A 24,953-nucleotide genomic window follows, 5' to 3' on the forward strand; every position below is an offset into this window, starting at 1 on the left:
TTAAAATGTTGTATCTTTGCGGCCTGAAATAAACAACTAAAGTATAAATGGGACTACGATGCGGTATTGTGGGACTGCCAAATGTTGGCAAGTCTACCCTGTTCAACGCTATTTCTAACGCCAAGGCAGAGTCTGCCAACTATCCTTTCTGCACCATCGAGCCGAACGTGGGCGTGATTACGGTGCCGGATGAGCGCCTGCAGATCCTGGAGGAGCTGGTGCACCCGGAGCGCGTGCTGCCAACGGTAATCGAGTTTGTGGACATTGCCGGCCTGGTGAAGGGCGCAAGCAAAGGCGAAGGCCTGGGCAACAAGTTCCTGGCAAACATCCGCGAGGTTGATGCCATCATTCACGTGGTGCGCTGCTTCGAAGATGAAAACATCGTGCACGTGGACGGCAAGGTAAACCCTATCGCAGACAAGGAGATCATTGATACGGAGCTGCAGCTGAAGGACCTGGAGTCTATCGACAAGAAGATTCTGAAAGTGGTGCGTTCCGCCAAGTCCGGGGATGCCAAAGCGAAAAAAGAGCTGGCGAGCCTGGAGAAGTATAAAGCACACCTGGAGGCCGGCCTCAACGCCCGCAGTCTGGATGTGACAGAAGACGACCTGGAGGCGGTGGAAGACCTGAAGCTGCTGACGGCCAAGCCGGTGATTTATGCCGCAAACGTGGACGAGAACTCCATGCTGGAGGGCAACCAGTACTCAGAGGCACTGCGTGAGCATGTGAAGGATGAGAACGCACTGGTGGTGCTGATCTCCGCCTCTATCGAAGCACAGATTGCAGAGCTGACCGATCCGGAGGAAAAAGAGATGTTCTTATCGGAATATGGTTTGAAAGAGTCTGGCCTGAACAAGCTGATCCGTGCCTCTTATGACCTGCTGAATCTGATCACCTACTTTACCGCCGGTGTGAAAGAAGTACGCGCCTGGACGATTGAGAAAGGCTGGAAAGCTCCGCAGGCGGCAGGCGTCATCCACACTGACTTCGAGAAAGGCTTTATCCGTGCAGAGGTAATCAAGCTGAAGGACTACCAGGAGTATAAGTCTGAAGCCAAGATTAAGGAAGCCGGTAAAATGGCCGTGGAAGGCAAAGAATACGTGGTGCAGGACGGCGATATCATGCACTTCCGCTTTAACGTGTAGCACTACATTAGAGAAAGTATAAATTGTACAAAAAGAGACCAGCCTGAAAGCTGGTCTCTTTTATTTTATGCTATATTTGTTCGCTCAAAAAACTGTACAGCAGGCTACTGTATGAAAACGCGAAGTAACAAAGCACGCAAGGATGCTCTACTTTGCCTTTACCTATTCTTACACAAAAACGCAGCGACAATATGAAGCAAACCTTTACCCTCCTACTCCTGGTCATGCTCTTTTCATACCAGGCTTCTGCCCAGAAGGCCTTGCTCCTGCAAACATTTGAGCAGGCAGAGTTCTCTGAGGCCAGTGTGTTTGCAGAAGGCAACTTTTACCTTAACCAGGGTGCTTATTTCGAGGCGTTCAACTTCGCCACACGCGCAAACCATATCGTGGACAAACCTCCCGGGCAGTTTATCCAGAAAGGGAAGACGCTCGGGGCGGTAGGTTCTTCCGTGCTTTTCAGCAACGGGGCGAACGATGTACTCCATATTGCTGATATGAAAGCATCACGACCACTTCAGGCCTTACTCCAAAGCGAGCAAATCGTGACCGGGAAAGACTATACCTATTTGCTGTACAGAGATTTGAATGGAGAAGGTACTAAGATTATATCGGTGGATAGCCGCACGTTTACCCCTCAGAAGGCTTTTATCACAAGAGGTACCGCAGACGTGCACCTGGCTTACTTTGAAAAAGAGAATTTGCTATACTTTGTTCATCGTACCGCTGATAACACGGTGGCCCTTTACGCAAGCGATGGCAGCTATGAGCGTACAAAACTCGTAACGAACCTTTCGGAAGAAGTTGGGAGTGGCAGCCTGTTATCCAGCTTTTTCGCTAATGGGGAAGACTTGTATCTCATCAACTTTTATTACCAGGGCGCAGATTATAAAAACCGGACTAGCCATGTCTATAAAGTTTCGGATGGGGTAACAGACCTCGGAACCTTCCCTTACTTTAGCACTTCCGACGGCTCTAACTACTTAAAGCAAGGGGCGTTCTACGGCTACGACAACAGCACTCAAAGTATAGTAAAAAGTACTGAAAATGGTCTCTTACCGCTCCTATCTGATGTTTCAAGCGTCACGTTTGTGGGAGACTACAAAAACAAGTTAGTTTTTACGGTGAGGGATGAGTGGGATGAACAGGTCGATACCGCGCTTGTAAAACTTTACGAAACAGACGGTACTCCCGCTGGCACCAAATTGATTGCTGATAAAGTGGCACCACCCTCTTACGATAATCAGGACCAGAATGTCATAGCCCATAGGGGCAAGCTATACTTCTTCAGAAAAGATGAGACGCATGGGCCGGAACTGTGGCAATACGATGGTCAATCGGCTACTTTACTGCAGGATGTTATTCCAGGTCAGGACGGTATGATGTACCCCCTTTTCTATGAGCATGAGGATGAGCTGTATTTTACCGCCCGCTTAACTGCTAGCCAAAAAACGCTGCGCCTGTATAAGTTCTCAGACAGCGCCAGTACCTTTCAACTACAAAGCTATGTAGACTCCAACGGCAACCAAATAAAGGATGCAGATGAGCCACTACTTACAAATGTGAAGTATAAGTTAGCTGGTGATGCGTTAACCGTTCTTCCTTCGGAGGGCAGCAGTACAATTACTCTGGAGGATGGCAGTTACACATTGGTTGCTAGCCCTGCGTCAGGCTGGGTTCCGGTGAACGGAGAGCAAAAGTATACCGTCAGCCTACCAGCGGACGACACGAAGGTGTACTCTTTTGGCTTTACCCCTACACAACCTACCACTAAGGTAGATGCTTCCCTCATGTCCGAGTTTTCCCGCTGCGGCTTTCCAACCTCGTACACCTTGCACTACAGCAACACTGGCTTTACAAGTACAACGGGCACCATCAAACTAAAGCCAGAGGCAACGTTTAGTTACGAATCGGCCTCCCCTGCCCCTACGGAGGTTAGCGGCGATACATTAATCTGGCAAATCAAGCATCTGCCAATTGGCCAAAAAGGCAGAATCATCATTAACTTCACCATGCCCGGTGTAGAACACATGGGCGATACATTGACATCAAGCCTGTACACGCGGTTTAGCTCAGACGTCAACTCCAGCACGCACACCGACACAACTACGCTACAGCAAATCCTGACCTGCTCCTATGACCCGAATGATATCCAGGCGAACCCGGCAGGCTTGGGAGAAAAGCACCTGACCCTCAAGAACCGGCCACTGGAGTACCTCATCCGCTTCCAGAACATGGGCACCGACAAAGCGTTTAATATTGTAGTCAAGAACGAGCTGCAGCCGGAGTTTGACATAAGCACTTTCAAAGTGATCGGCAGTAGCCACGACATGTATACCGTGGTAAAAGGCAACCAGCTAAGTTTCCATTTTGATAACATTCAGCTGCCAGATGATAAGGTCGATGAGCCGGGCAGCCATGGCTACATCCTCTACAGCATTAAGCCAAAAAGTGACCTTGCCGATAGCACACTCCTAAACAACCAGGCCTTTATATACTTCGACTATAATCCTGCCATAGAGACAAACGTAGCGTTCAACACCTTGGTCACAAGGCTTCCTGCTCCGGAGTCTGTTCTGGCTGTAGGTGATGCGCTAGAGGCTGAGGAGATGAAGGTGTACCCTAACCCTGCAGAGGATGCCATCCATGTTGCCTGGCCTGCTGCGCATCAGCCTCAAACAGCCTATCAGCTCCTGAACGCGAAAGGCCAGCAGGTACAGCAGTTGCACGTGCGCAGTGGTACTGTTCACCAAATTGATGTATCTGCGTTGCCTCCCGGTTTATACTTCCTGAAAGCGGTTAAGGCCAACAAGACGTTTGCCCGGAAAATAATAATCAGGTAAATCAGCATAGAAAAAGCCCCGGCATCTTAATCAGGTGCCGGGGCTTTTCACTTATAACGAAGTAATACTAGCTAGGCCTTCGCTAGGCAGCATGCCTGAAGCAGAAGCTGCCTTTTACCGAACCGGCTTTCTGCCCCATCCTCGCTATCTGTCGGCAGTATACTTATGATCATGGTATCGCTTCTCCTCGGCGTGGTAAGCATTCTTTTCTCCTTCAGCTTTCTGACAAAACGCCCGGAGGCACCGTTGCTCTATACATCTCCGCTAGTGCCTTTAACTTCTGCAAATGCGTTAGGAAGGCACAGCCACGCGTTCTCCCGAAGGCAGGGCTATTTCTACAGGCTATACTTTACCTCCATCTGCGTCAGTTTGGGACCCAGCAGCATATTCCATCCGGTACATATCGTAGCCGGGAGCCCAGTAGTCCTTCACCACTTCTAAAAGTTTGAAGCCGAGCTTTTCGTAGAACCGGTACACCAGCTGCGATGTACGGACAGAAATTGCCTGGATGTGGGCTAGTTCTCGGAGCCTGGCAACTCTAAAGTTCAGCAGTTTGCTCCCGAGGCCCTTGCCCTGGTAGTCCGGGTGTAGAATATCCCAGCTTATAATCCCCACAGACTTATCCTTAGAGAAGTTAAAGCCGCCGCACCCAACTACGGCACCGTTGTACGACACAACGTAGTAGTGCTCGATTTCGTGGGCAAGGTAGTGGCGCAAATCCGCTTCTTCTTCAGGGGCAAAATAGCGGGGCGTGTTGCGCCTCAGCAAATCAAGCACGGCCGGTTTATCACTCTCCCGGTATGCTCTGATTACTACTTCTTCATTCATTTGCAAGCAAGTTTAGGTGTATCAGTTCATCAACGGGAACAGTTGCCTGCTCTACCCTTATTTCCTATTAAAGAAAATCCTGTCGTAGCCAATCAAGAGGTCGGCGCGGGACCCGGGTGGGCGATAGTAAACAAGGATGTCGTAAATGTTGTCCGTTTCAAAATGGCTGCCCTCAAAGTAGCTATCGTCGGGCACGGGAGCTGCTGATTTTAAAGTATAATAGTAGTTATAGTAGCCTTGCTTCAGCAGCATGCGGCCGGAGTATACATCGCGCTCGATGTCATAAACCAATTTGGCCTCCTCTATCTGCCGCCAGTTTGTAAGCTCCCCCTGCAGGTACACATCGCCGGGCACCTTCTCCGACACTTTTAGCTCAAAGTCTACCCAGGTGTAGTCGCCGTTCACGTCGCCGTTGCCGTACTGCCTGTTGCCGAAGATACGCTTGCCGTTGATGTCCGGGTCCTGGCTGTAAGCCAGCCCACTGCGGTTGATATCAAGGTTCAGGTTTACCTCCACCGGGCTCTCCTGCAGGTTTATACTTTGCACGCCAATGCCATTAAAGTTCAGGCTGCGCGTGTCAAAAGCGCGGAACTCGCTGTACCCTTTAAAGAGGTCTTTCGGCTCGAAGAACACATACTCCAGGCGGCGCTGGGCATCATGTATATAAGTAGGGCGCGTGATGTACTTGGCATTATCCCAGCGGAAGTTCTGGCGCATAACCGCCTTGACCTCGGCCGCCGGGTTTACCAGCTCATAGTCGGCATAGAAAATATTAAACTCTACCGGTTGCCGTGTTTCACGACCCTGCGGCCCCAAGGGCGCGCCCAGTTTGCTTGCCACCGTTACCAGCTCCTGGTACACCATCATGCGCTGCGAGAGCAGCGGTTTGCCACCCTCCTCCTGCACCACCAACAAGTAGTTTCCGCTTATCTTTACACGGGGCACCCTGAACCTGTAATGCACGTAGGGCACGCGCGTGTTCACCGAGTTTTGTGCAACGGTGATAAAGAATTCATTAAAGTCATAGAGGAACTGGGTGTCGCTCAGGGTGGAAGGCCTCCAGTTGGCATCGCAGTGCACGAGCTTCGCCACCAGGCGCAGCGGGGCAGCGTTCAGGCGGTCGAACTCCAGTATAACCGGCTCTGTCTGGCTGAGCGGCACCACCGGCGCTTCCAGCACCTCCTCCTCAAAGCCAGTGGCCACATAGGCCTGCACCGACTGCACACTCTCGTCGTACACGTAGTCTTCGTAACGCAGCTGTACTTGGGCACTGCTGCTCTGCACCTGCTGCTCCACAGGCACACAGGCGACAGTGCCTGTGGCCAGCAATGCAGCCAGCAGGTAAGTATAGGTAGTTTTTCTTAGCATCTTGTATTGTTCAGGGGCAGGGCTTGGGCACCGCCACATCGTTGTCTGAACGAATATAGCTAAAAAGTACATGCCTGCCTTAAAAACTGTAGCCAGACCTCTTGCTTCGCGGGAACTCCTACCCTGCTACAACACGTGCAAAAGAGGCTGCCAGTTGGACAAAGCGCTCCTGGCAGGGCAGCACGCAACCAGCGCCAACACATCAGGAAACACCGGCCACAGCCAGATCGGGCACTAATCCTCTACCAGCTCCGTCTCTACCACCATTCCTGCCTGCAGTGTTTTCTGCACCGGGCATTTGCTGGAGATCACCATCAGGCGCTGGCGCTGCTCGGGTGTCAGGTTCCCGACCAGGCGCAGCTTCTTGGTTACCTGGCTTAGCCTGGCCGCCACATCACCGCAGTGCTCGCAGTCGTCGGCATGGATGCGCTCATGGCGCAGCCTCACGATGGCCTGCTCCAGCGGCCAGCCTTTGCGCCGGGCGTACATGTGCAGCGTGATAACGGTGCAGGACCCCAACGCCCCCAGAATGTAATCATAAGGGTCCGCACCTGTTTTCATACCTTGTGCAACACCCGACTCATCAATAACCATCACATCGGCACCAGCCTTTATCCTGGCCACCATCGGTGCGCTGCTGTCTGCGCTTACCGTTACATAGCCCTCTGTCTCTGTTACGCTCATATCCTATAAATTTGAAGCCGCGCTGCGGCGCTTATAAGTATAAGCCGAAAGCAGCCAAAAGGTTGTACCGCCTACAGCACAGCTACAGCTGAATGTTCCGCTGCTTCAGAAACTCGAGGAAGCGCTGGCGATAAGTTTCTCCCACAGGAATGGCCTTCTCGCCATACTTTACCTTCTGCCGGTGCAGCACATCCACCTGCTCCACATTAATGATGAAGGAGTTATGCACGCGAACGAAACTACAGGCCGGCAGCTGCTCCTCCAGCTGTTTCAGCCGCTGCAGGCTCACCACCCGCCCCTGGCTGCGCGTGTGGATGCTCACATAGTCTTTCAGGCCCTCCACAAACAGGATATCACTCAGGGTGAGGCGAACAACCTTGGTTCCCTCCCGCAGAAAGATACTGTCCCGCTCCGGCTGGGCCGGTGCAACGCTGGCGGCAGGGGCTGTAACAGGGGCCGGTGCCTGCGCAGTGGCTTTGCTTACGGCCTTTAGAAAGCGGTCGAAGGTGATGGGCTTCAGGAGATAGTCTGCTGCATCGAGTTCAAAACCCTGCACCGCATACTCGGAGAAGGCCGTGGTAAAGACAACTTTCGGCGGGTGCGCAAGGGTGCGCAACAGGCTGATACCGCTTACCTCAGGCATGTTGATATCCAGAAAAAGCAAGTCTATGGGTACTTCCCGCAGCCGCTGCAGGGCCTCCAGAGCACTGGCGCAGGTAGCGTGCAGCTGCAGAAAAGGCACCTTCTGAACATATTCCTGTAGCAGCTGGCGGGCCATGGGTTCGTCATCCACAATCAGGCAGCGGCAGGTTTGTTCCATCATCTTAATTTAGTTGTAGGTTGAGGTTAACTTCATAGGCTTCGGGGTTGTCGCGCAGCTGTAGCTCGTGCCGGTTCGGGTAACTTAGCTCCAGGCGGCGGCGCACGTTTTGAAGCCCCATTCCGCTGCTCTCCGAAAATTCGTTTTTGCGGGCGTTGCCTTTGCTGTTCCGCAGGGCAAAGTAACATACCCCCTGCCTTACCTGTAGCTGTAAAAGCACCCAATCTCCCTGCCCGTTGGGGTTTACCCCGTGCTTAAAGGCATTTTCCAGAAAGGTCATGAACAGGAACGGGGCCACCTGCACTCCCTCCACCACACCGCAGACATCAAACTGAATGTGGACCTGCTGCGTGAGGCGCATTTTCTCCAGGTCTATGTAATGCTGCATGTACCTGATCTCGTGCTCCAGCGGCACCAGCTTGTGGTTCGCCTCGTAAATCATGTAGCGCATCATCTGCGAAAGGCGGTCAATTACCTCCGGTGCCTGGTCCGATTTGGTATAGGCCAGGTAATAGAGGCTGTTGAGGGTGTTAAACAGGAAGTGCGGGTTTACCTGGGCACGCAAAAACTTAAGCTCGGCGGCCATCTGCTGGTTTTCCAGCTCCCGCCGCCTTCCCTCCAGCACCAGCCACTCCGTGGTGAACCGCAGCAGGGCGATAAAAGCGAGCATAAACAGCATGCCCATTGCCACCTGCACCACCCGCGCCACGGTAACCAGGTACGGCATATCCGTCGGCAAGCTGCCGTACATCTGCTTTTCGACCAGCACACGCGCCGCCACCACCAACGCCAGGGCGGGCACAAGCCGCAGCAGGTAAGGTAAAAGCCGGCGCTGGCGCATAAAGCGGGGCAGCAGCTGAAAATAGTTGTAGTAGCAGATAACGACATGAAACACCGCAGTGACACCCGTGTAGAGGAGCGCCCGGCCAAAGCTGTTGTACTGCACCACGTTAAAGATGCTGAAGAAAAGGTACACCGCCCAGAAAGAGAGGTGAAGCAAAACAATCAGGTGGCGCTGCCAAAAGGATTTCATGCCAGATTTTTAAGGCCAGTATAGCCAAAGATAAAGTTTCGGACACAAATCAGGCACAGGCACTCCATCTTTTCGACAGATACCGGCTTTTACTCCACCACCGCCCATAGCTGCACAGCAGCCGCCGTTCGTCTAAAAGCTGAGCCGGTAAATGGCAGCGGCTGGCAATTGGCCGAAAGGCATGGCACGGCAAAGGTTTTATACTTGTCTTTGCACCCGCACAAAATAAAACGATGAAAAGTAAGCCCGGCTGGCGCTTGCCTTGTCCTGCGCCAGCCACTTTACCCTTGCCGGTTCTTAGTCTGGCGCTGGCGCCAAAAAGGGCGTGGTGTGAGATACTGCCACCGTTGCCGCACAGGACTCCTTTCACCACTTCTCTCCTAATAAAAAGCAGCTAGAACCGCAGAACAAAGGTGGTGCCCTGCCCCAGTTCCGACTGAACCGAAATAGTACCCTTGTGCAGTCGCATCATCTGGCGGGAAAGGCTGAGGCCAATGCCGGAACCGGATTTCTTAGTGCTGTAAAACGGGATAAATATCTTACCCATGGCCTCATCCGTCATACCGGGTCCGTTGTCGCTCACCAGGATGCAGACGCGGCTCCGCTCATCCAGGGCCGCACGCAGCACAACCTGCCCGTCCGGCTGCTCCTGCACGGCTTCCATCGCATTCTTTACCAGGTTAATCAACACCTGCTCTATCATACTTCGGTCTGCCTCCAGCAGCATGTTCTCCCGCGGCGCACAGACCTGGAGGTGCACCTGCTGGTGGGCCAGTTGCTGGCGCAGCAGCGTTTTGATCTCGTTTAGCAGCTCTGCCACATGGAAGCGGCTCATCTGAGGCACTGCTATGGTCGTCAGGTTGCGGAACTCGCTCACGAAGCGGATCAGGCCCTCCGAACGGCGGCTGATCGTGTGCAGGCACTGCCCCACATCCTCCAGCTCCTCGCGCAGCAGCGTGATCTCCTCGGCTTCGGTATCGGTATAGCTGCTGATCTCGTCGTAGGCGCTGGCAGAAAGCGAGGAAATGGGCGTCACGGAGTTCATAATTTCGTGGGTGAGTACCCGGATCAGGTTGTTCCAGGCCTCCATCTCCTTCTCCTCCAGTTCCCGCTGTATGTTCTGCAGCGAGGCCAGGCGCACCCGGTCGCCCAGCAACGAAAACTCGGTAACGTGTACAGACAGGTTCGCCTGCTCCCCCCCGTGCCTCACCGGCACCAGTACCTTGTCGCCGCTCGCCAGCTGCTGCAGCCCCAATGCCAGCTCGGGGCTTACCGCGCTCAGGTCCTGCACTTGCCGCAACTGCCCTACCTGCAGCAACTTTTTAGCGGTGTTGTTAAGCAACAGGATACTGCCATCGGACCTGTAGGTGATAATCCCGATGCCAATGTGCTGCACGATCACCTCGAAGTAATGCAGGTGCGCCTCTTTCTCGGCCCGCACCTGCCGGAACTTCTCCGTCACTTCATTCAGCCGCAGGGCCAGCTCCCCTTGTGTTTTCCCTGCGCCTGCCCCATGGAACTGCTCGGTGAAGTCATCATACTTAATGGAGTCGAGGAAGCGCAGATAGAGCCTGTTTGTTCGCTCCATGTAGCGCATCAGCCCCCAGGCCTGCAGCAGCGCCAGCAGCCCTAACCCGATAATCGTGCTGCGGTAGGCCGCGCTGAACTCCAGCCGCGCCAGGAGGAAAACAGTGATGCTCAGCAGCAGAATTCGCAACAGCAGCTGCAGTCGGTGATGCCTAAAGCTCATACTTCTCCAGTCTTCGGTACAGCGCCCCCCTGGACAGGCCCAGCTCTTTTGCGGCTTTGGATATGTTGCCCTCATGCTTCTGCAAGGCCCGCTGCACAGCCTCACGCTCCAGTTCATCCAGGTCCAGGCTCTGGGCGGAGACTGCGGAAGCCTCTACTGCCTCCTCCTCAGCCAGAAAGAAAAAATCGTCCGGCTGCAGCTCGCGGTTATCGCTCATGATGGAGGCACGCTCCAGCGCATGCTGCAGTTCCCGCACGTTGCCGGGCCAGCTGTAGCTCTTCAGGCGTGCCAGGGCGGCATCACTCAGCCGCTTCACGGGCTGTTTATACTTTACGGCATATACTTGCAGAAAATGCGCGGCAAAGAGCGGCAGGTCATCCTGGCGGCTGCGCAGAGGCGGCAGCTGCAGCTCCACGGTGTTGATGCGGTAGAGCAGGTCCTGCCGAAACTCCCCCCGCTGCACCATCTCCTTCAGCGGCATGTTTGTGGCGCAGATTAGGCGCACATTCACCGGCACAGGCTTGTTTGTGCCGACCTTGATTATCTCCCGGCGCTGCAGCACCGTGAGCAGTTTGGCTTGCATGGCCGGCGACAGGTTCCCGATCTCATCCAGAAACAAAGTACCGCCGTTGGCTGCCTCAATCCTTCCCACGCGGTCCTCCTTCGCATCGGTAAAGGCGCCCTTTTTATGGCCGAACAACTCGCTCTCGAAAAGCGACTCTGTGATGGCACCCATGTCTACGGTTACAAAAACCTTGTCGGCACGGGAAGAGCGCTCATGCAGCGCACGGGCGATCACTTCTTTCCCTGTCCCGTTCTCGCCCAGCAACAGAATGTCGGCGTCGGTCTTCGCCACTTTATCTATAATAGAGAACAGGTGGCGCATAGCCTTGCTTTCCCCCTGGATGATGTCCTTGCCGCTGTGGAGCTGCGTGCTGAGGGTGCGGTTAGCCTCCCGCAGGCGACTCACCTCCTGGTAAGAGTGGCGTAACCTGGCCGCGGCCGACAGTGTGGCCAAGAGCTTTTCGTTCTGCCAGGGCTTTAGTACGAAGTCGGTGGCTCCTTCTTTCAGCGCCTTCACCGCCATCTCCACATCGCCGTAGGCTGTAATCATCACTACCACCGCCGATGGGTCATACTTCAGCACCTCCTTAAGCCAGTAAAAGCCCTCCTGCCCACTCGTGATATCCTGGCTAAAGTTCATGTCGAGCAGAATGAGGTCGAAGTCCTCGTTCGAAAGCAGGAAAGGGATCTTCTTCGGATTCTTCTCCATCACGACTTCCCTGGCATGCTTGCGCAGGAGCATCTTTGCGGAGAACAGCACGTCCTCGTTATCATCGATCACCAGGATGCGACCCAGGTTTTGTTCTTCCATAGTTATAGGCTTTGGGGATAAGTATAGAAATATTGTGCCAGTAATATCTTTCTGTAATTTAAGGGAAAGAAGGATTATTTGGAAGGATACTTTGTCCGGCAATGGACAAAATGTGTCCGGCAGTGGACAGCCCTAACAGCACAGAGGCACATTTACAGTACCTTAAAAGCGGTTTTGCGATCTGGCACAGCTATGGCAAAGGTGTTTCGGGGGCCAAGCAAGAAGGCGCTGGCTCACGCGTACCTTAACCTTCTACACCTGATAGCCAAAACTATGATCAAGATGTACTTCCTTACGGCTTTTCGTTCGCTGGTTCGCAACAAAAGCTACAGCTTGCTTAACATTGCCGGGCTGGCGCTGGGCATCACCTGCAGCATTTTGCTTTTCCTCGTTATTCAGTACCAGCTCAGCTACGATGATTTTCATCAGAAAGCAGACAGGATCTACCGCCTGAATGTCGATTTTGTAGGCAGGGACTTTCATACGCCTGCCTCTCACTACCCCCTCCCCGCGTACATGCGCACCAACGACCGCCTCGGGTTTGACGCGGTCACGCAGATACAGGGGACAGCGGGCGCACAAATAAATGTACCGGCCGATGGCACAAGACCCGCCAGAAAGTTTCTGGAAGATAGCAGTGTCGGTTTTGTCGATGCTGAATTCTTTGAGGTGTTTGATTTCAACACCGGCCCTTTGGATCTACGCGCGTACTTTAAGGAGCCCAATGTCGTCGTGCTTGAACAAGCAACGGCTGATAAGTTCTTTCCCGGAGAGAACGCTGTCGGAAAAGTAATCCGGTACAACAACATGTACAACCTGAGGGTAGTATCAGTTATGCCGGATATGCCCGGCAATACAGAGTTCCCGTTTTCGATGCTGATCTCCTACCCCACCATCCAAAACAGCCTGCCAGACGACTGGGGCAACCTGTCAAGCGATCACCAAACGTTTGTCGTGCTACCTGAGCATATGTCGGCTGGCACTGCCGCAGAGGCTGTAAACAGCTTTGTGGCACAGCAGGTGGAAGACGAGAACCCTAACAGGCAGGCAGTTTACTCTCTTCAGCCTTTGCGCGACATCCACTACAACACTGACTATTTCGGAGCTTACGCACAAACACCCATCACCAAAGAAATGATTATGGCAATGGCCGCCGTAGCCGTGATCATACTGCTAACCGCCTGCATCAACTTTATAAACCTTGCCACCGCGCAAGCCACAAAACGTGCGAAAGAAGTTGGCGTACGCAAGGTGCTGGGCAGCAGCCAGTGGCAGTTGGTGCTGCAGTTTCTGTGCGAAACACTGTTTTTGGTGATGTTTGCCACTTTCATATCCGTTATACTTGTAGAGCTGGCACTGCCTTACCTGAACGAACTGCTGGAGCTGGAAATAGCCTTTAGCTTATTACAGGACCCGCTCATGCTGCTGTTCCTATTTTTACAAGTGCTGCTGGTTACCCTCTTTGCAGGCTTTTACCCAGCTTTTGTGCTTTCTAACTTTAAGCCTATCACTGCGCTCAAGAGCCGCATGAGCGTGCAGCGCCTGGGAGGTGTCTCGCTACGGCAGGTACTGGTGGTACTGCAGTTTACCATTTGCCAGGTGCTCATTATCTGTACTTTCCTGGTAAGTGAGCAGATGGCATTCTTCAGAAGCAAGCCCTTAGGCTTTAACAAAGAAGCCGTAGTGGTGGTTAAGCTGCCGCAGCAGACAAACCAGAGAATACAGCCGTTGCGCCAGGAGCTGCTAAACAACCCTGCCGTAAAAAACGTCAGCTTTGCCTCCGACGCCCCCTCCTCTGGAAATATGAGCTATGGCAATTTCTACTTTAACCATGCAGCTGAAGACGAAGATTTCCAGACGCATAAAAAATATGCAGATGCGCAGTACTTTGACCTGTTTGACCTGAAGTTTGTGGCGGGCAAGCCCTACACCAACGACTCGCTTCAGTACATGGTTATCAACGATACCATGCGCCGCAGGCTTGGCCTTAAAACTCCCGAGGAAGCAATCGGAAAGCATATTTCGTTTGGGGGAGACGGCCAGTTTGCGGGCGCTATCGCGGGTGTGGTAGCCGATTTTCACCAGGCCTCGCTGGCCTTACCCATAGAGCCCCTTTTAATCACGAAATACCCGCAAGGCTACGGCACGCTCTCTGCTAAAATAGACATGAACCAAAAGCAGGAGGCACTGCAGCACCTGGAGAAAGTATGGGAAAAGGCCTATCCGAACGATGTGTTCAGTTACTATTTTTTTGATGAAAGTATAGCTGAGTTTTATAAAGATGAGGCACGGCAGAACGTGCTGTTCAAAGTGTTCTCGCTGATAACGATACTGATCGGGTGCCTTGGCCTCTACGGCCTGGTAGCCTTTATGGCGGCGCAGCGCACCAAAGAGGTAGGCATTCGCAAGGTTATGGGTGCCTCCATTTTTAACATTGCGGTGCTGTTCTCAAAGGAGTTCATAAAACTGGTGCTGCTCGCCTTTGTGCTGGCTGCCCCGATTGCCTACTATATCATCAGCCACTGGTTAGAGGACTACACCTACCGTATAAGCATTGGCTATTGGCCGTTTATACTTGCCGGCCTGGCCACCTTGACGATCGCTTTGGTCACCATGGGCTCGAAGGCTGTGCAGGCCGCTCTCTCCAACCCGGTGCTTTCTCTGAAGAGCGAGTAGCAGCACTGCCTGCTTTTCCTGCCCTGACACAGCAAAGGCCGCCTTATAAAGGGCGGCCTTTGCTGTGTCAGGAGTAAAGACAAATTTATATCCTGGTTAGTAATTGGCTTCTGTGGCTGGCACGTCCACCAGTATGAAAGTAGCGTTGGCAGCGCCGTGCAGGCTCACCACGTCTTTCTGCTCCAGCCGCACCTGGTCATGCCGGTCCACCTCCACATTGTTGACCAGCAGGCTACCGCTGAGCACGTACACCAGCGTCTTCCTTATTTTAAAGGTCTTAAAATCGATTTCCTGCCCCTGGGTGACCTGTCCAAAGTAAACCGTAGAGTTGGAGTTCAGGAAAGGAACGTTGTCGAGCACCTTTTGGCCTGTTACCAGCGGAACGAGCTTATCGTGTACGTCTAAGAAGTCCAGGGACATGTTCTCGTAGGATGGCGCAAGCCCCCGCTTGTTTGGCAAAAACCACAGTTGCAGCAGCTCGGCGGTGTTGTCCGTATCGTTGGCCTCCGCGTGGCTAACTCCCGTGCCGGCCGTTATCCGCTGCACGTCCCCCGCCTTCAGGGTCACCTCGTTTCCGATGCTGTCTTTATGGGTAAGCTCCCCATCGAGCACGATCGTAACCACCTCCATCTCCGCGTGTGGGTGGGACGGGAAACCATTGTGCCCTGCAACCACATCATGGTTAAACACGCGCAAAGGCCCGAACTGCACGTTGGCAGGGTCGTAGTAATCGGCGAAGGAGAAAAGGTAGTGCGATTGCAACCAGTCTCCTACCTGGGCTTCGTGGCGTTCGGAGGCAGATATCAGTTTTATCATAGTTTCTTTTTGCTGTAGTGCATGGTACAAATAAAGGGCACAGGCAGTGCCACATTCTGCTATGGCTTTACGGATATGGCAATTTCTTGTTAACCAAAGCGCCTCAACGGCAAGTACAGGCACAAAAAAGCCTGGCGCCGTAGGTTTATACAGCGCCAGGCTTTACAGGAGTTTCCTTTCTCTAGTCTACCTTCTTTAGCTTCTGCACCTCTTTCTGCAGGTCCAGCACAATGCTGGACAGCTTGTCGAGCGACAGGTCCGCTATCGGGAAAGTAGAGCTGATGTACGACTTTGCCTCCCAGATCTCGAGCACGTCCTCCACATGCACCTCGTACGGTGAGTACACCGGGTTATCGGAGTGCAGGCGCAACATGGAAGCGTCTTTCACCTTGTTGAAGATGCGCTTGAACACCACCCCTTCTTTCTGGCTTACCACAATACAGGGAGTGCCGTCTTTAATCTGGCTCCAGTCCTCAACAAAGCGCCCGACAATAACGGTGCCCGAGGCGATCGGCAGCATGGAGTCGCCGCTTATCTCGAAGGCCCGGAAGGTGCCGGTGGTTCCCAGCATGGGCAGCTTGAAGCGCGGAAGCTCTTCTATAAACTCCGCGTCAGCGTAGCCGTTGAGGTAACCGGCACTCGCCTTGTAAGGCACCAGCTCGATATTTTCCTTTTCGTCCTGGTCTACCGTAATGGCTAGCACGCGCAGGTTGCCACCACTCGACCTGTCAGCCCCGCCTGCGGCACCCTCGCGCTGCAGATCCCGGGTCACCAGGTCATCCAGGGAAACACTAAACAGCTTCGCAACATTAACTAAGGTGCTCAGCTTAGGCTCTGCTCTCCCCTCCTCATAAGCGCCCACCAAAGAGCGCTTTATTTCCAGCTTCTCGGCCAACTGTGCCTGCGTAAAACCGGCATGCTTGCGCAAATGCCTGATGTTAGATGTTACCAACTGCATATCTGCTTCTTTAGGTTTTCTGATGCTGCAGCCACAGTATAGCTGCACGCCTGTAAAACTAATTAAACTTTAGCTTTTATACTAATATTATTAGCAATATTTTAAAACCACAGTATATTCCTATATCACTTAGACGGTAGTAAAATTTAACCCTTCCAATAAAATTCAATATTCTTTATTAAGTACAACATTATACTTGCACAACACCGAACCTTTTCTTGCATTTATGCTCACATAAGCACACTTTTACGCCATACTACTTTAACGAATACGAATATATGCAAAACAGCTACACTCTCCTTTAATTTCACTATCTGGCATTTTGTGCAATTACAGACGTTTTTCCTCCGGATTACAGGGGAAAAGTATGCCCTACAGCTTACAAAGCCTGTGGTTTGTACATTTCACAGTCGAAGCGCCAAAATTTTTGAAAATAAGCAGGTGCGTGTGAACCTTTTGAATAAGCACCCGGTTACGTATTCTTTAAGAAAAAGTTACGCGATACACTAAAAACTTTAAACCCCCTAAAATTAATTTCAGCTATGGCGACTTCACGCGCATTTAAGCAAGCAGTGTCTATGATGGCACTGGCTACAGCGATCACCCTGACGGGCTGTCAGAAAGAGGAACTGATGGAGAACCAGTTTAACGAGCCGCAGGCTGTTCTGTCGCCGCTAAACGGACAGGCCATAGAAGGCCAGTACATCGTTGTTCTTAAGAATGGCAACACCAGCATCAGCTCTAACAGCACCAGCCAAAACTTCACCACAAGCAAGGTAGCTGCGGCCAGAATGCGCGACAATGCAATCAGAACATCAGGGGTAAAACAACAAGACGTTGAGCAGCTTTTTGAAGGAGTGGTAAACGGCTTTGCAGCTCGCCTGAGCCAGGAGCAGCTTGCCTCGCTTCGCCAAAACCCAGAGGTGGCCTACATTGAGCAGGACCGAATCATCAGCCTCGGCAACAACGGTAAAGGCAGTGGCAAAACCTCCCCTTCAGAGACGACTACAAAAGGCGGCGGCAAAAAAGGCACGCTACCACAGCCAGAGCCTACGGAGCCTACACCTACGGAACCAACGCCGACAGAGCCGACTCCAACAGAACCAACTCCTACGGAGCCAACACCAACAGAACCGGCTCCAGCTTATACCTCTGTAACGCCGCTTGCCGGCGAAATTGTGCCTTGGAACGTTGAGCGCGTAGGCTACGGCGACGGCACTGGCAAAACCGTGTGGATCATCGATTCAGGTGTTGACACAGACCACCCAGACCTGAACGTGGACCTAGAAAGAAGCTTCTCCCTTATCTATGGCAACCCTTCTGTTGAGGACGGCTTTGGCCACGGCACAAAGGTAGCGGGCATTATTGCAGCGAAGAACAACGGCACAGGCATGTTAGGCGTGGCCTCTAACGCTACGGTGGTGGCACTGCGCGTATTTGACGACGCCGGTGGCGGTACGGTATCCAGAGCTATCTCTGCGGTAAACCACGTCATCAACAATGCAAAGCCAGGTGATGTGGTAAACATGAGCCTTGGTAGCGGCATTTCTTCTACCCTCGACAACGCCGTTACAACAGCAGCAGCAAAAGGCATTCTTTTCTCGGTGGCTGCCGGTAACAGTGCCGTAGATTGCTCAGGCTCCTCTCCTGCCCGCGTGAATGTGCAGGGAGTGTTCACCGTCTCTGCCATGGACAACTACAACAGGCTGTGGGACTACTCTAACTTCGGTTTAGGGGTTGACTTTTCTGCACCTGGTGTAAACGTAACGACTACCAACAAAGGCGGCGGTTTGACCACAGGCCCGTCCGGAACATCTTTTGCAGCGCCACACGTGGCCGGTATCCTGCTTCTTCGCGGCGAGGTGCTGTCTGCAGGTGTCATCACAGGCGATAAAGATACCACGCCAGACCCGATTGCATCTCTGAAGTAACAGGGGTTCCGTCATCATAAAAAGAAAAGGGCTGCTCGGTTTGGGCAGCCCTTTTCTTTTTATGATGACGGAGTTCTTTACCAGGTGTTCTCCTTCTTAAAAATGGAAACGGAGAGGCGGATCTTGTAGTACTCATACTGCTCCTCCAGCGCCTCGAACAAATCCTTCAGCTTGGCATCGGCCCCTAGCTTTGCGATGGCTTTTGAAATGACCTTATACTCTGCTTTGCTCACATAGCGTTGTACATCCACCGCGTAGCCTTGCTCGTAAAGGGTGGCCAGGTGAGAGAATATCGTCACCGGGTTCAGGTTGCGCAGCTGCGCCACGTCCTCTATACTTAGGCCTTTCTTCAGCAGCTCAAAAGTGGCCAGGTGGGTGGCACCTTTCATCTTAGTCCCCTTGTTCTGCTCCTCGTTTATAAAATCGATGATCTCGGTGATAAAGGCATCGCCGTAGCGCTCAAACTTCTGCGCGCCAACACCCGATATGGCCAGCATGGCAATTTTGTTCGTAGGTCGCTCCGCCGCCATCTCCTGCAGGGTGGTGTCAGTAAAGATCACGTAAGGCGGCACGCCGTACTCGTCTGCCAGGCTCTTGCGCAGCGCGCGCAGCTTCTCGAAAAGCGCGTCTTTTATCAGCTCGCGCTTCGGCCTTGCCTTTACGGCGGCCTCTTCCTGCTTCACCTCCTCGAACTTCACCAGCTGCACTTTACGGTCTGAGAAGAGCACCTCCTTACTTTGCTCCGTCAGCTTTAAAGTATAGCCCTGGTCATAGGCCATCTCAATAAGCCCCTCGTTTAGCATTTGGTGCAGGTAGCGGTTCCAGTCCAGCGGGCTCACGTCGCGCCCGGCACCGTAGGTCTTCACTTTGTCGAAGCCTGCCTGCAGCACCTGGGCATTCCGGGCGCCCCGCAGCACATCCACCAGCAAGCTCATGTTGGCGCGCTCCTGCGTGCGTGCTATGGCTGAAAGCGCTTTTTGGGCGATCACGGTGCCATCAAAGCGCGTGGGCGGGTTGCGGCAGATGTCGCAGTTGCCGCAGTTCTTTTGCATCGTCTCGCCGAAGTACTGCAGCAGGATTCGGCGGCGGCAGGCGGCGGCCTCCGCAAACTGCTGCATGCGCTCCAGCTTCACCAGTTGCAGCTCCGTTTGGGCCTCGTTCTGGTTATCCTGCAGCATATTGCGCAGGTTCATCACGTCTGCATAGCTGTAAAAGAGCAGCGCATCCGACTGGGCTCCGTCGCGGCCGGCTCGCCCTATCTCCTGGTAATACCCTTCCACATTCTTGGGCAGGTTGTAGTGGATCACCCAGCGCACGTTAGACTTGTCGATTCCCATGCCGAAGGCAATAGTGGCGCAAACGATCTGCGTGTCGTCGTTCAGGAAGTCCTCCTGTGCCTTTGCCCGTTGGTTAGGCGACATGCCCGCGTGGTAGTAGGAGGCGTTAAAGCCGTTGCGCTTCAGCTTATCGGCCAGCGACTCGGTGGCTTTGCGGCTAAGGCAGTAGATGATGCCCGGCTGCTTCTGCCGGCGCATCAGGAAGTCCGTGATCTTGTTAAACCTGTCCTTGCCGGGCTTTACCATCAGGTTGATGTTGGGCCTGTCGAAGGAGGCGACAAACACCTGCGGGTTGCGCAAATAGAGCTGCTCCTGAATGTCTTTCTGCGTCAGTTTATCGGCAGTGGCTGTTAAGGCAATAACGGGCGTGGTGGGGAACTGCTGCTTCAGCGCCTTCAGCTGCGTGTACTCCGGCCTGAAGTCGTGGCCCCAGGAGGAGATACAGTGGGCCTCATCCACGGCAAAAAGCGAAATATTGATACGGCGCAGGAAGGCCATGAAACCCGACGAGAGCAGCTTCTCCGGTGACACGTACAGCAGCTTCAGCTTTCCGTCCAGGCACTGGTTCTCGATTTGGTACTGCTGCTCGGCGCTCTGGGAGCTGTTGATGTAGGCCGCCGGGATACCGTTCGCCAGCAGCGCCTCCACCTGGTCTTTCATCAGGGCAATTAGCGGCGACACCACCACGCACATACCCGGCTGCACGACCGCCGGCACCTGGTAGCACACGGACTTGCCCCCGCCTGTCGGCATCAGTACCACCACATCCTGCCCCTGCAGCACCCCCTCTATGATCTGCTCCTGCATGGGGCGGAACTGCTCATAACCAAAGTATAATTTCAGGGCTTCTCTCGCCTCCCGTATCGTTGCCATACTTACTGTTTCTAACTGCAGGCGAACCTGCGTATCTGCTTCACTTTCTGTTCCACAAAGATACCCATAATGCCGTTCAAATACGAGTTAGTTCCGCTGCCTTTGCCCCTTCCGGTAACTATGCCTGCCTGCAGCCGTACCTAAAGGCATCATTAAGAGAATAAAATTTAAAACTATGAAATCTGAAATAACAAACAACCTGGAACACGTACTGATCAAATGCATGACCGCCTGCGAAACCTGCGCCACACTTTGCCTGCAGGAAGACGATGTAAAGAAAATGGCAGACTGCATTATGATTGACCGTGACTGTGCGGACATATGCGTGGTGACTGCCCGCTTTGTAGCCCGCAACTCGGCTCACGCCAAGCATGTGATGAAAGAGTGCATTGAAATCTGCCGCAAATGCGAGGCAGAGTGCCGCAAGTATGACATGGACCACTGCCAGAAGTGCGCTGACGCCTGCAAAGAGTGCGCGGATGCCTGCGAAGAGTGGATGCAGAAGAAATAACCTACCGGATATAAGTATAAAAGAGAGGGCCAGCAGTAAAAACTGCTGGCCCTCTCTTTTATTTCTCACTCGCCCTAAACGGCTACACGATCGCGTCTATAATGGCTGTGATGATGGACAGCACCAAACTGAACAGAAGCGCCCACAGAAAGCCATCAACAAGAAAGCCGGGCACAATGGCGCTCGCCAAAAGTATGATCAGCGCATTGATGACCAGCAGGAACAAGCCCAGGGTTAGGATCGTCACCGGTATGGTGAGGATAACCAAAACAGGCTTCACAACGGCGTTAAGCAACGCCAGCACCAAGGCTAGTATCACAGCGGCGACAAAGCCAGAAATATGCACCCCTGGCAGAATGTAGGAAGAAAGCAGCGCAGCGGCTCCAACAATCAAAAGTCTAATAATAAATCCCATGTGTATCTCTTTGAACGTATATAGTTTTTATACTTTGTTTTGTATGCATACGGCCGCCACCCGATAAAAGGTAGACTTTGGATGTAGCACTGACACAAAAAGCCTCACAGGCACAAGGCTTGTGAGGCTTTTTCTCTTTTATTGCAAAAAACCGGGCTCGGCTGCGGCTTACAGCTGCGCCTCCAGGCGCTTTTGCGATACAGCCATCCAGTTGCACAGCTTCATCAGCATGCGGGCGCCAACGTTGCCGTTCCACTCGCTGTCGCCGGGAGCTACCTCGCACAAATCGAAGCCAATGATCTCGCGGCCAGACTTCACCAGCTGCTTCATCAGATACACCGCCTGCTCAAACTCCAGGCCGCCCGGTACCGGCGTGCCAGTGGCAGGGCACAGTTTCGGGTCCAGTCCGTCTATGTCAAAGCTGATGTATACCTTTTGCGGGAGCTGTGCAATGATTTTCTTGCACTCCTTCTTCCAGCTGTCCCCGGCATACATGTTTTCCTTCAAGGTGGCATCGTAGAAGATGGTCACACGGCCGTTCGACTGCTCCGCGAGCTCTGCTTCTGCCTGGCACAAATCGCGAATGCCTACCTGCACTAGCTTCTTCACCTGTGGCAGCTTTAGGGCGTTGAACATGATGGAAGCATGGGAGTATTCAAAACCTTCGTAGGCGTCGCGCAGGTCAGCGTGGGCATCGACCTGCAAAATGCCGTACTCTTCGTGCTTCTCGGCCAGTGCATGCATCAGGCCCAGCGGTGTGCTGTGGTCACCGCCCAGCACTCCTACCAGCTTCCCTTGCTCCAGGTGCGCCAGCGCCTTTTGCTTCAGCCACTGCAGCAGCTCCTCGCCCTTCGCAGTTACCTCGGCTGGCAGGTTCTCGAACTCAGCCCTTCCAATCTCGGGACTGCCGGCCTCCAGCCAGTTAATGTACGCCTCGGCTTTTTGGCGCAGCGCCTCGCTGGTGGCGGCCCACTCCTCAGAGATGTCCTCCATAGCGACGCCTAGTTTCCAGGCGTCTTTGATCCCCGGCTCAAACAGGTCGAGCTGCGGAGAGGCGTCTTTGATTGCCTGCGGCCCCTGTGCGGTTCCGGCGCTGTAAGACACCGTAACCTCCCAGGGCATCGGGATGATCACCACCTCCGACTCCTCTACGGTAAAGGGAAGGCCGAACAGGCCTCCGCTAATATCGCCTACACCGTTCGGGTCGAAGTTCTGTATTTTCTGTTCTTTGCTATTCATCAGTTGGTTCTGCTGATTATGCGTTGATTGCTTGCTGCGAGCCGTTGCTCAAAAGCTCCTTCACGAAGTTTGGCAGGGCAAATGCGGCAGTGTGCACATCCTCGTTATAGTACTTCAGGCCCTGCTCTTTAGAGAACTTCGCCGCTGCCTCACGGTCGAACTGCAGTGGCTGCGAGTTGCCTTTTGAGGAGTACGAGAAGCTCCAGGTGCCAGTTGGGTACGTCGGGATAGCTGCCAGGTAGCAATGCACCTTATCCTGGCCAAAGATCTGCTTGTAGGTTTCGTAAATCTCCACAAACACGCCACTGTTAAAGCGCGGCGACTCCGACTGCGTAATCATCACGCCGTCCGGGGTAAGGCAACGGTACACCTGGCTGTAGAACTCAGCGGTGAACAGGCCTTCGCCTGGGCCAACAGGGTCAGCAGAGTCAACAATGATCAGGTCATAGCGCCCGTCTTCACAGTCGTTGATGTACTTGATGCCGTCCTCTACCAGGAGGTTCAGGCGCGGGTTGCCAAACGCCACGGCCGTTTCCGGCAGGTGCAGCTTGCAAGCCTCAATCACCAGTTCGTCAATCTCCACCAGCGTTACCTCCTCCAGTTGCTCATGGCGCAGCAGCTCGCGCACGGTACCACCGTCGCCGCCGCCGATCACCAGCGCGCGCTTGGCCTTGGTGTGGCTGAACATCGGCACGTGAGTGATCATCTCGTGGTACACATACTCATCTTTCTGCGTGCACATCACCATGCCGTCCAGCGTCAGCATGTTGCCGTAGGCCAGTGTTTCGAACACCTCCACGCGCTGGTACGGCGAGTCTTTCTTGTAAAGCTGGTTGCCGGAGTGCTTCAGCGACAGCGCGATGTTCTCGTCGCGCTCCGTAAACCACACATCACGCGTGATAGTGCCGTCTGCCTCTATAGACTTAGGCGCCACATCGCGCAGGGCATCCAGGTTAAAGTCGTTGCGCTTCAGCAGGCTGAGCTGGCCGCGGCGCAGCTCCATGGAAGAACCGTGGCCGGACTGGAAGGCGTCTTTCAGATAAGTGTAAGAGACCCATGGATCTACGGAATCGCCGCAGGTAAAAAGGTCCACGGCAGCGTAACCGTACTCTGGCCAGGTGTGGATCGCCAAATGGCTCTCCTGGATTACCACCACACCGGAAACACCGTAAGGCGAGAAGTGGTGGAAGGTGCTGTTGATGACGGTGGCACCGGCGGTTTCGGCGGCGGCTACCATGCTGTTCTCTATGTGAACAACATCATTCATCAGCTCAGGGGAGCAATCGTAAAATTCAACAAGAATGTGTCTACCTAAAGCGTTCATCAATGGGTATAGAAGGTTAAAAATCAATAAGAGAACAAAAAAACGAAATCTGCCGCTATTATCAAAAGTATAACTGCAGCACACCTGTATACTCCATTGGGAGCCAACGCGTTAATAATTTATACCTATTGTTGCGAAATCGCCCCCTGTGCCCTCTCTCCTACTGGCGCACCAGTTCCTGCCGCACAATGTGCTCTACCTTGTACTCTTCCACCATGTCCTCAAACACGTCGAAGGCGTTGTCGATGGCGCTGAACTCCTGCAGCAGGCTGAACTGCGCCACATGGTAAATCAGGAACAGCTCTGCCTGGGTAAAGTTAGCCTTGGTGATAAAACTGTAGTATTCGCCCTGGTCCTGGGCCTCCGTCCTGTACTTCTGGATAAGCTTGAAGAGCACGCTCAGGTTTTTGAGGTAAGGGTTGAGCGAGTTTTGGTAGAAGGTGAAGTGGTAGGTAAAGTAGTCCTGGAAGATGTGGTGCAGCTCGGCCGCGGTTTTCTCGTGCGGCTCCAGGCTCCGTACTTTCTGCACAAAGGAGGTAAGCACCTTCTCCTGAAAGAACACAAAGAAGTTGGACCCGCGCCAGGCGCTCTCGTTGATGTCGTAGGCGGTAAGGGCGTCGATGATGTCATTGTGCTTCTGAATGAAGCTGATGTAGAGCGTGGAGAAGTTCTGCTGCTGGAAGATCTTCTGGGTTTTGTGCAGCTCAAAGCGCTGCAGCTCAAACTCGCGCTTCTGATAGGTAAGGGTGGCGAAGAAGAGAAACACCCCCGCCAGCGCCCACAGCGACCCGACAATGCCGCCGATAAACTCTCCGTACTGCCCAAAAACGCCTTCGCGGTCAGCGGGGTCCAGGTAGAGCTCTTTCACTAAGTCAAATTTGATCGTTCCCCAAACAAGTACCACGGCCCCCATCACAATTAAAATGTAGCCGGTAAGTTCGTACTTGCTGAGTTTCTGCTTGGGTTCAGACATGTGGTTCGTAATGCGCTAGTATGTATTGCGTGCAGGCGGTGGCTGCACCTGCAGCTC

General features: G+C 53.4%; 19 protein-coding genes. 5 read left to right on the plus strand and 14 right to left on the minus strand.

Annotated elements, in window-relative coordinates:
- Window positions 1-47 precede the first annotated feature (47 nt).
- Window positions 48-1,145, plus strand: coding sequence for a redox-regulated ATPase YchF (gene ychF / locus CA264_RS07530; protein WP_025605991.1), 1,098 nt, complete (start codon window positions 48-50; stop codon window positions 1,143-1,145).
- A gap of 191 nt (window positions 1,146-1,336) precedes the next feature.
- Entirely contained in the window at window positions 1,337-3,985 is a 2,649-nt protein-coding gene (locus CA264_RS07535; RefSeq protein ID WP_025605992.1) for a T9SS type A sorting domain-containing protein, read from the plus strand.
- A gap of 342 nt (window positions 3,986-4,327) precedes the next feature.
- Here the strand turns inward: CA264_RS07535 and CA264_RS07540 are convergent, their stop codons facing one another.
- The 7 genes from CA264_RS07540 to CA264_RS07570 form a co-directional block, all read right to left on the minus strand.
- Window positions 4,328-4,813 carry a GNAT family N-acetyltransferase gene (locus CA264_RS07540; protein WP_025605994.1) on the minus strand — a complete coding sequence of 162 codons (486 nt, stop codon included), beginning with the start codon at window positions 4,811-4,813 and terminating at the stop codon, window positions 4,328-4,330.
- A gap of 57 nt (window positions 4,814-4,870) precedes the next feature.
- Complete coding sequence (locus tag CA264_RS07545; protein WP_025605996.1) at window positions 4,871-6,181, minus strand: type IX secretion system plug protein; 1,311 nt, start codon at window positions 6,179-6,181, stop codon at window positions 4,871-4,873.
- A 234-nt stretch (window positions 6,182-6,415) separates the two neighbouring features.
- A complete protein-coding gene (locus CA264_RS07550; protein ID WP_025605998.1) occupies window positions 6,416-6,865 on the minus strand; it encodes an OsmC family protein in 450 nt (149 codons plus the stop codon).
- Between the two features lie 82 nt (window positions 6,866-6,947).
- Window positions 6,948-7,688 carry a LytR/AlgR family response regulator transcription factor gene (locus tag CA264_RS07555; protein ID WP_025605999.1) on the minus strand — a complete coding sequence of 247 codons (741 nt, stop codon included), beginning with the start codon at window positions 7,686-7,688 and terminating at the stop codon, window positions 6,948-6,950.
- Window position 7,689: 1 nt separating this feature from the next.
- Window positions 7,690-8,718: a sensor histidine kinase gene (locus CA264_RS07560; protein WP_025606001.1), complete on the minus strand. Its 1,029-nt coding sequence runs from the start codon at window positions 8,716-8,718 to the stop codon at window positions 7,690-7,692.
- Window positions 8,719-9,112: 394 nt separating this feature from the next.
- Window positions 9,113-10,468, minus strand: a complete 1,356-nt coding sequence (locus tag CA264_RS07565) for a sensor histidine kinase (protein ID WP_025606003.1) — start codon at window positions 10,466-10,468, stop codon at window positions 9,113-9,115.
- Complete coding sequence (locus CA264_RS07570) at window positions 10,458-11,843, minus strand: sigma-54-dependent transcriptional regulator (RefSeq protein ID WP_025606005.1); 1,386 nt, start codon at window positions 11,841-11,843, stop codon at window positions 10,458-10,460. Before CA264_RS07570 ends, CA264_RS07565 begins: the two co-directional genes overlap by 11 nt.
- Before the next feature lie 273 nt (window positions 11,844-12,116).
- On the opposite strand from CA264_RS07570, the gene CA264_RS07575 reads away from it, so the two are divergent.
- Window positions 12,117-14,519 carry an ABC transporter permease gene (locus tag CA264_RS07575; RefSeq protein WP_025606006.1) on the plus strand — a complete coding sequence of 801 codons (2,403 nt, stop codon included), beginning with the start codon at window positions 12,117-12,119 and terminating at the stop codon, window positions 14,517-14,519.
- A gap of 96 nt (window positions 14,520-14,615) precedes the next feature.
- On the opposite strand, the gene CA264_RS07580 is transcribed toward CA264_RS07575, so the two are convergent.
- Together CA264_RS07580 and CA264_RS07585 are read right to left on the minus strand one after the other, a co-directional pair.
- Window positions 14,616-15,335, minus strand: coding sequence for a pirin family protein (locus CA264_RS07580; protein ID WP_025606008.1), 720 nt, complete (start codon window positions 15,333-15,335; stop codon window positions 14,616-14,618).
- 181 nt (window positions 15,336-15,516) lie between these two features.
- Window positions 15,517-16,293, minus strand: coding sequence for an XRE family transcriptional regulator (locus tag CA264_RS07585; RefSeq protein ID WP_025606010.1), 777 nt, complete (start codon window positions 16,291-16,293; stop codon window positions 15,517-15,519).
- Window positions 16,294-16,835: 542 nt separating this feature from the next.
- Here CA264_RS07585 and CA264_RS07590 point away from each other — a divergent pair.
- Window positions 16,836-18,224, plus strand: a complete 1,389-nt coding sequence (locus CA264_RS07590; protein ID WP_237151193.1) for a S8 family serine peptidase — start codon at window positions 16,836-16,838, stop codon at window positions 18,222-18,224.
- A gap of 77 nt (window positions 18,225-18,301) precedes the next feature.
- On the opposite strand, the gene recQ is transcribed toward CA264_RS07590, so the two are convergent.
- The gene (recQ, locus tag CA264_RS07595; RefSeq protein ID WP_025606013.1) at window positions 18,302-20,434 is read right to left on the minus strand and encodes a DNA helicase RecQ; all 2,133 of its coding nucleotides are present in this window, start codon (window positions 20,432-20,434) and stop codon (window positions 18,302-18,304) included.
- 175 nt (window positions 20,435-20,609) lie between these two features.
- On the opposite strand from recQ, the gene CA264_RS07600 reads away from it, so the two are divergent.
- Window positions 20,610-20,945: a four-helix bundle copper-binding protein gene (locus CA264_RS07600; protein ID WP_025606014.1), complete on the plus strand. Its 336-nt coding sequence runs from the start codon at window positions 20,610-20,612 to the stop codon at window positions 20,943-20,945.
- A gap of 82 nt (window positions 20,946-21,027) precedes the next feature.
- Here CA264_RS07600 and CA264_RS07605 read toward each other — a convergent pair whose 3' ends face one another.
- The 4 genes from CA264_RS07605 to CA264_RS07620 form a co-directional block, all read right to left on the minus strand.
- The gene (locus CA264_RS07605; protein ID WP_025606016.1) at window positions 21,028-21,360 is read right to left on the minus strand and encodes a phage holin family protein; all 333 of its coding nucleotides are present in this window, start codon (window positions 21,358-21,360) and stop codon (window positions 21,028-21,030) included.
- Window positions 21,361-21,528: 168 nt separating this feature from the next.
- Complete coding sequence (locus CA264_RS07610) at window positions 21,529-22,599, minus strand: agmatinase family protein (RefSeq protein WP_025606018.1); 1,071 nt, start codon at window positions 22,597-22,599, stop codon at window positions 21,529-21,531.
- Window positions 22,600-22,615: 16 nt separating this feature from the next.
- Complete coding sequence (speE, locus tag CA264_RS07615; RefSeq protein ID WP_025606020.1) at window positions 22,616-23,923, minus strand: polyamine aminopropyltransferase; 1,308 nt, start codon at window positions 23,921-23,923, stop codon at window positions 22,616-22,618.
- Between the two features lie 160 nt (window positions 23,924-24,083).
- A complete protein-coding gene (locus tag CA264_RS07620) occupies window positions 24,084-24,896 on the minus strand; it encodes a putative phage abortive infection protein (RefSeq protein ID WP_025606022.1) in 813 nt (270 codons plus the stop codon).
- Between the last annotated feature and the right edge of the window lie 57 nt (window positions 24,897-24,953).

It is taken from the genome of Pontibacter actiniarum (assembly GCF_003585765.1).
GTDB lineage: Bacteria > Bacteroidota > Bacteroidia > Cytophagales > Hymenobacteraceae > Pontibacter > Pontibacter actiniarum.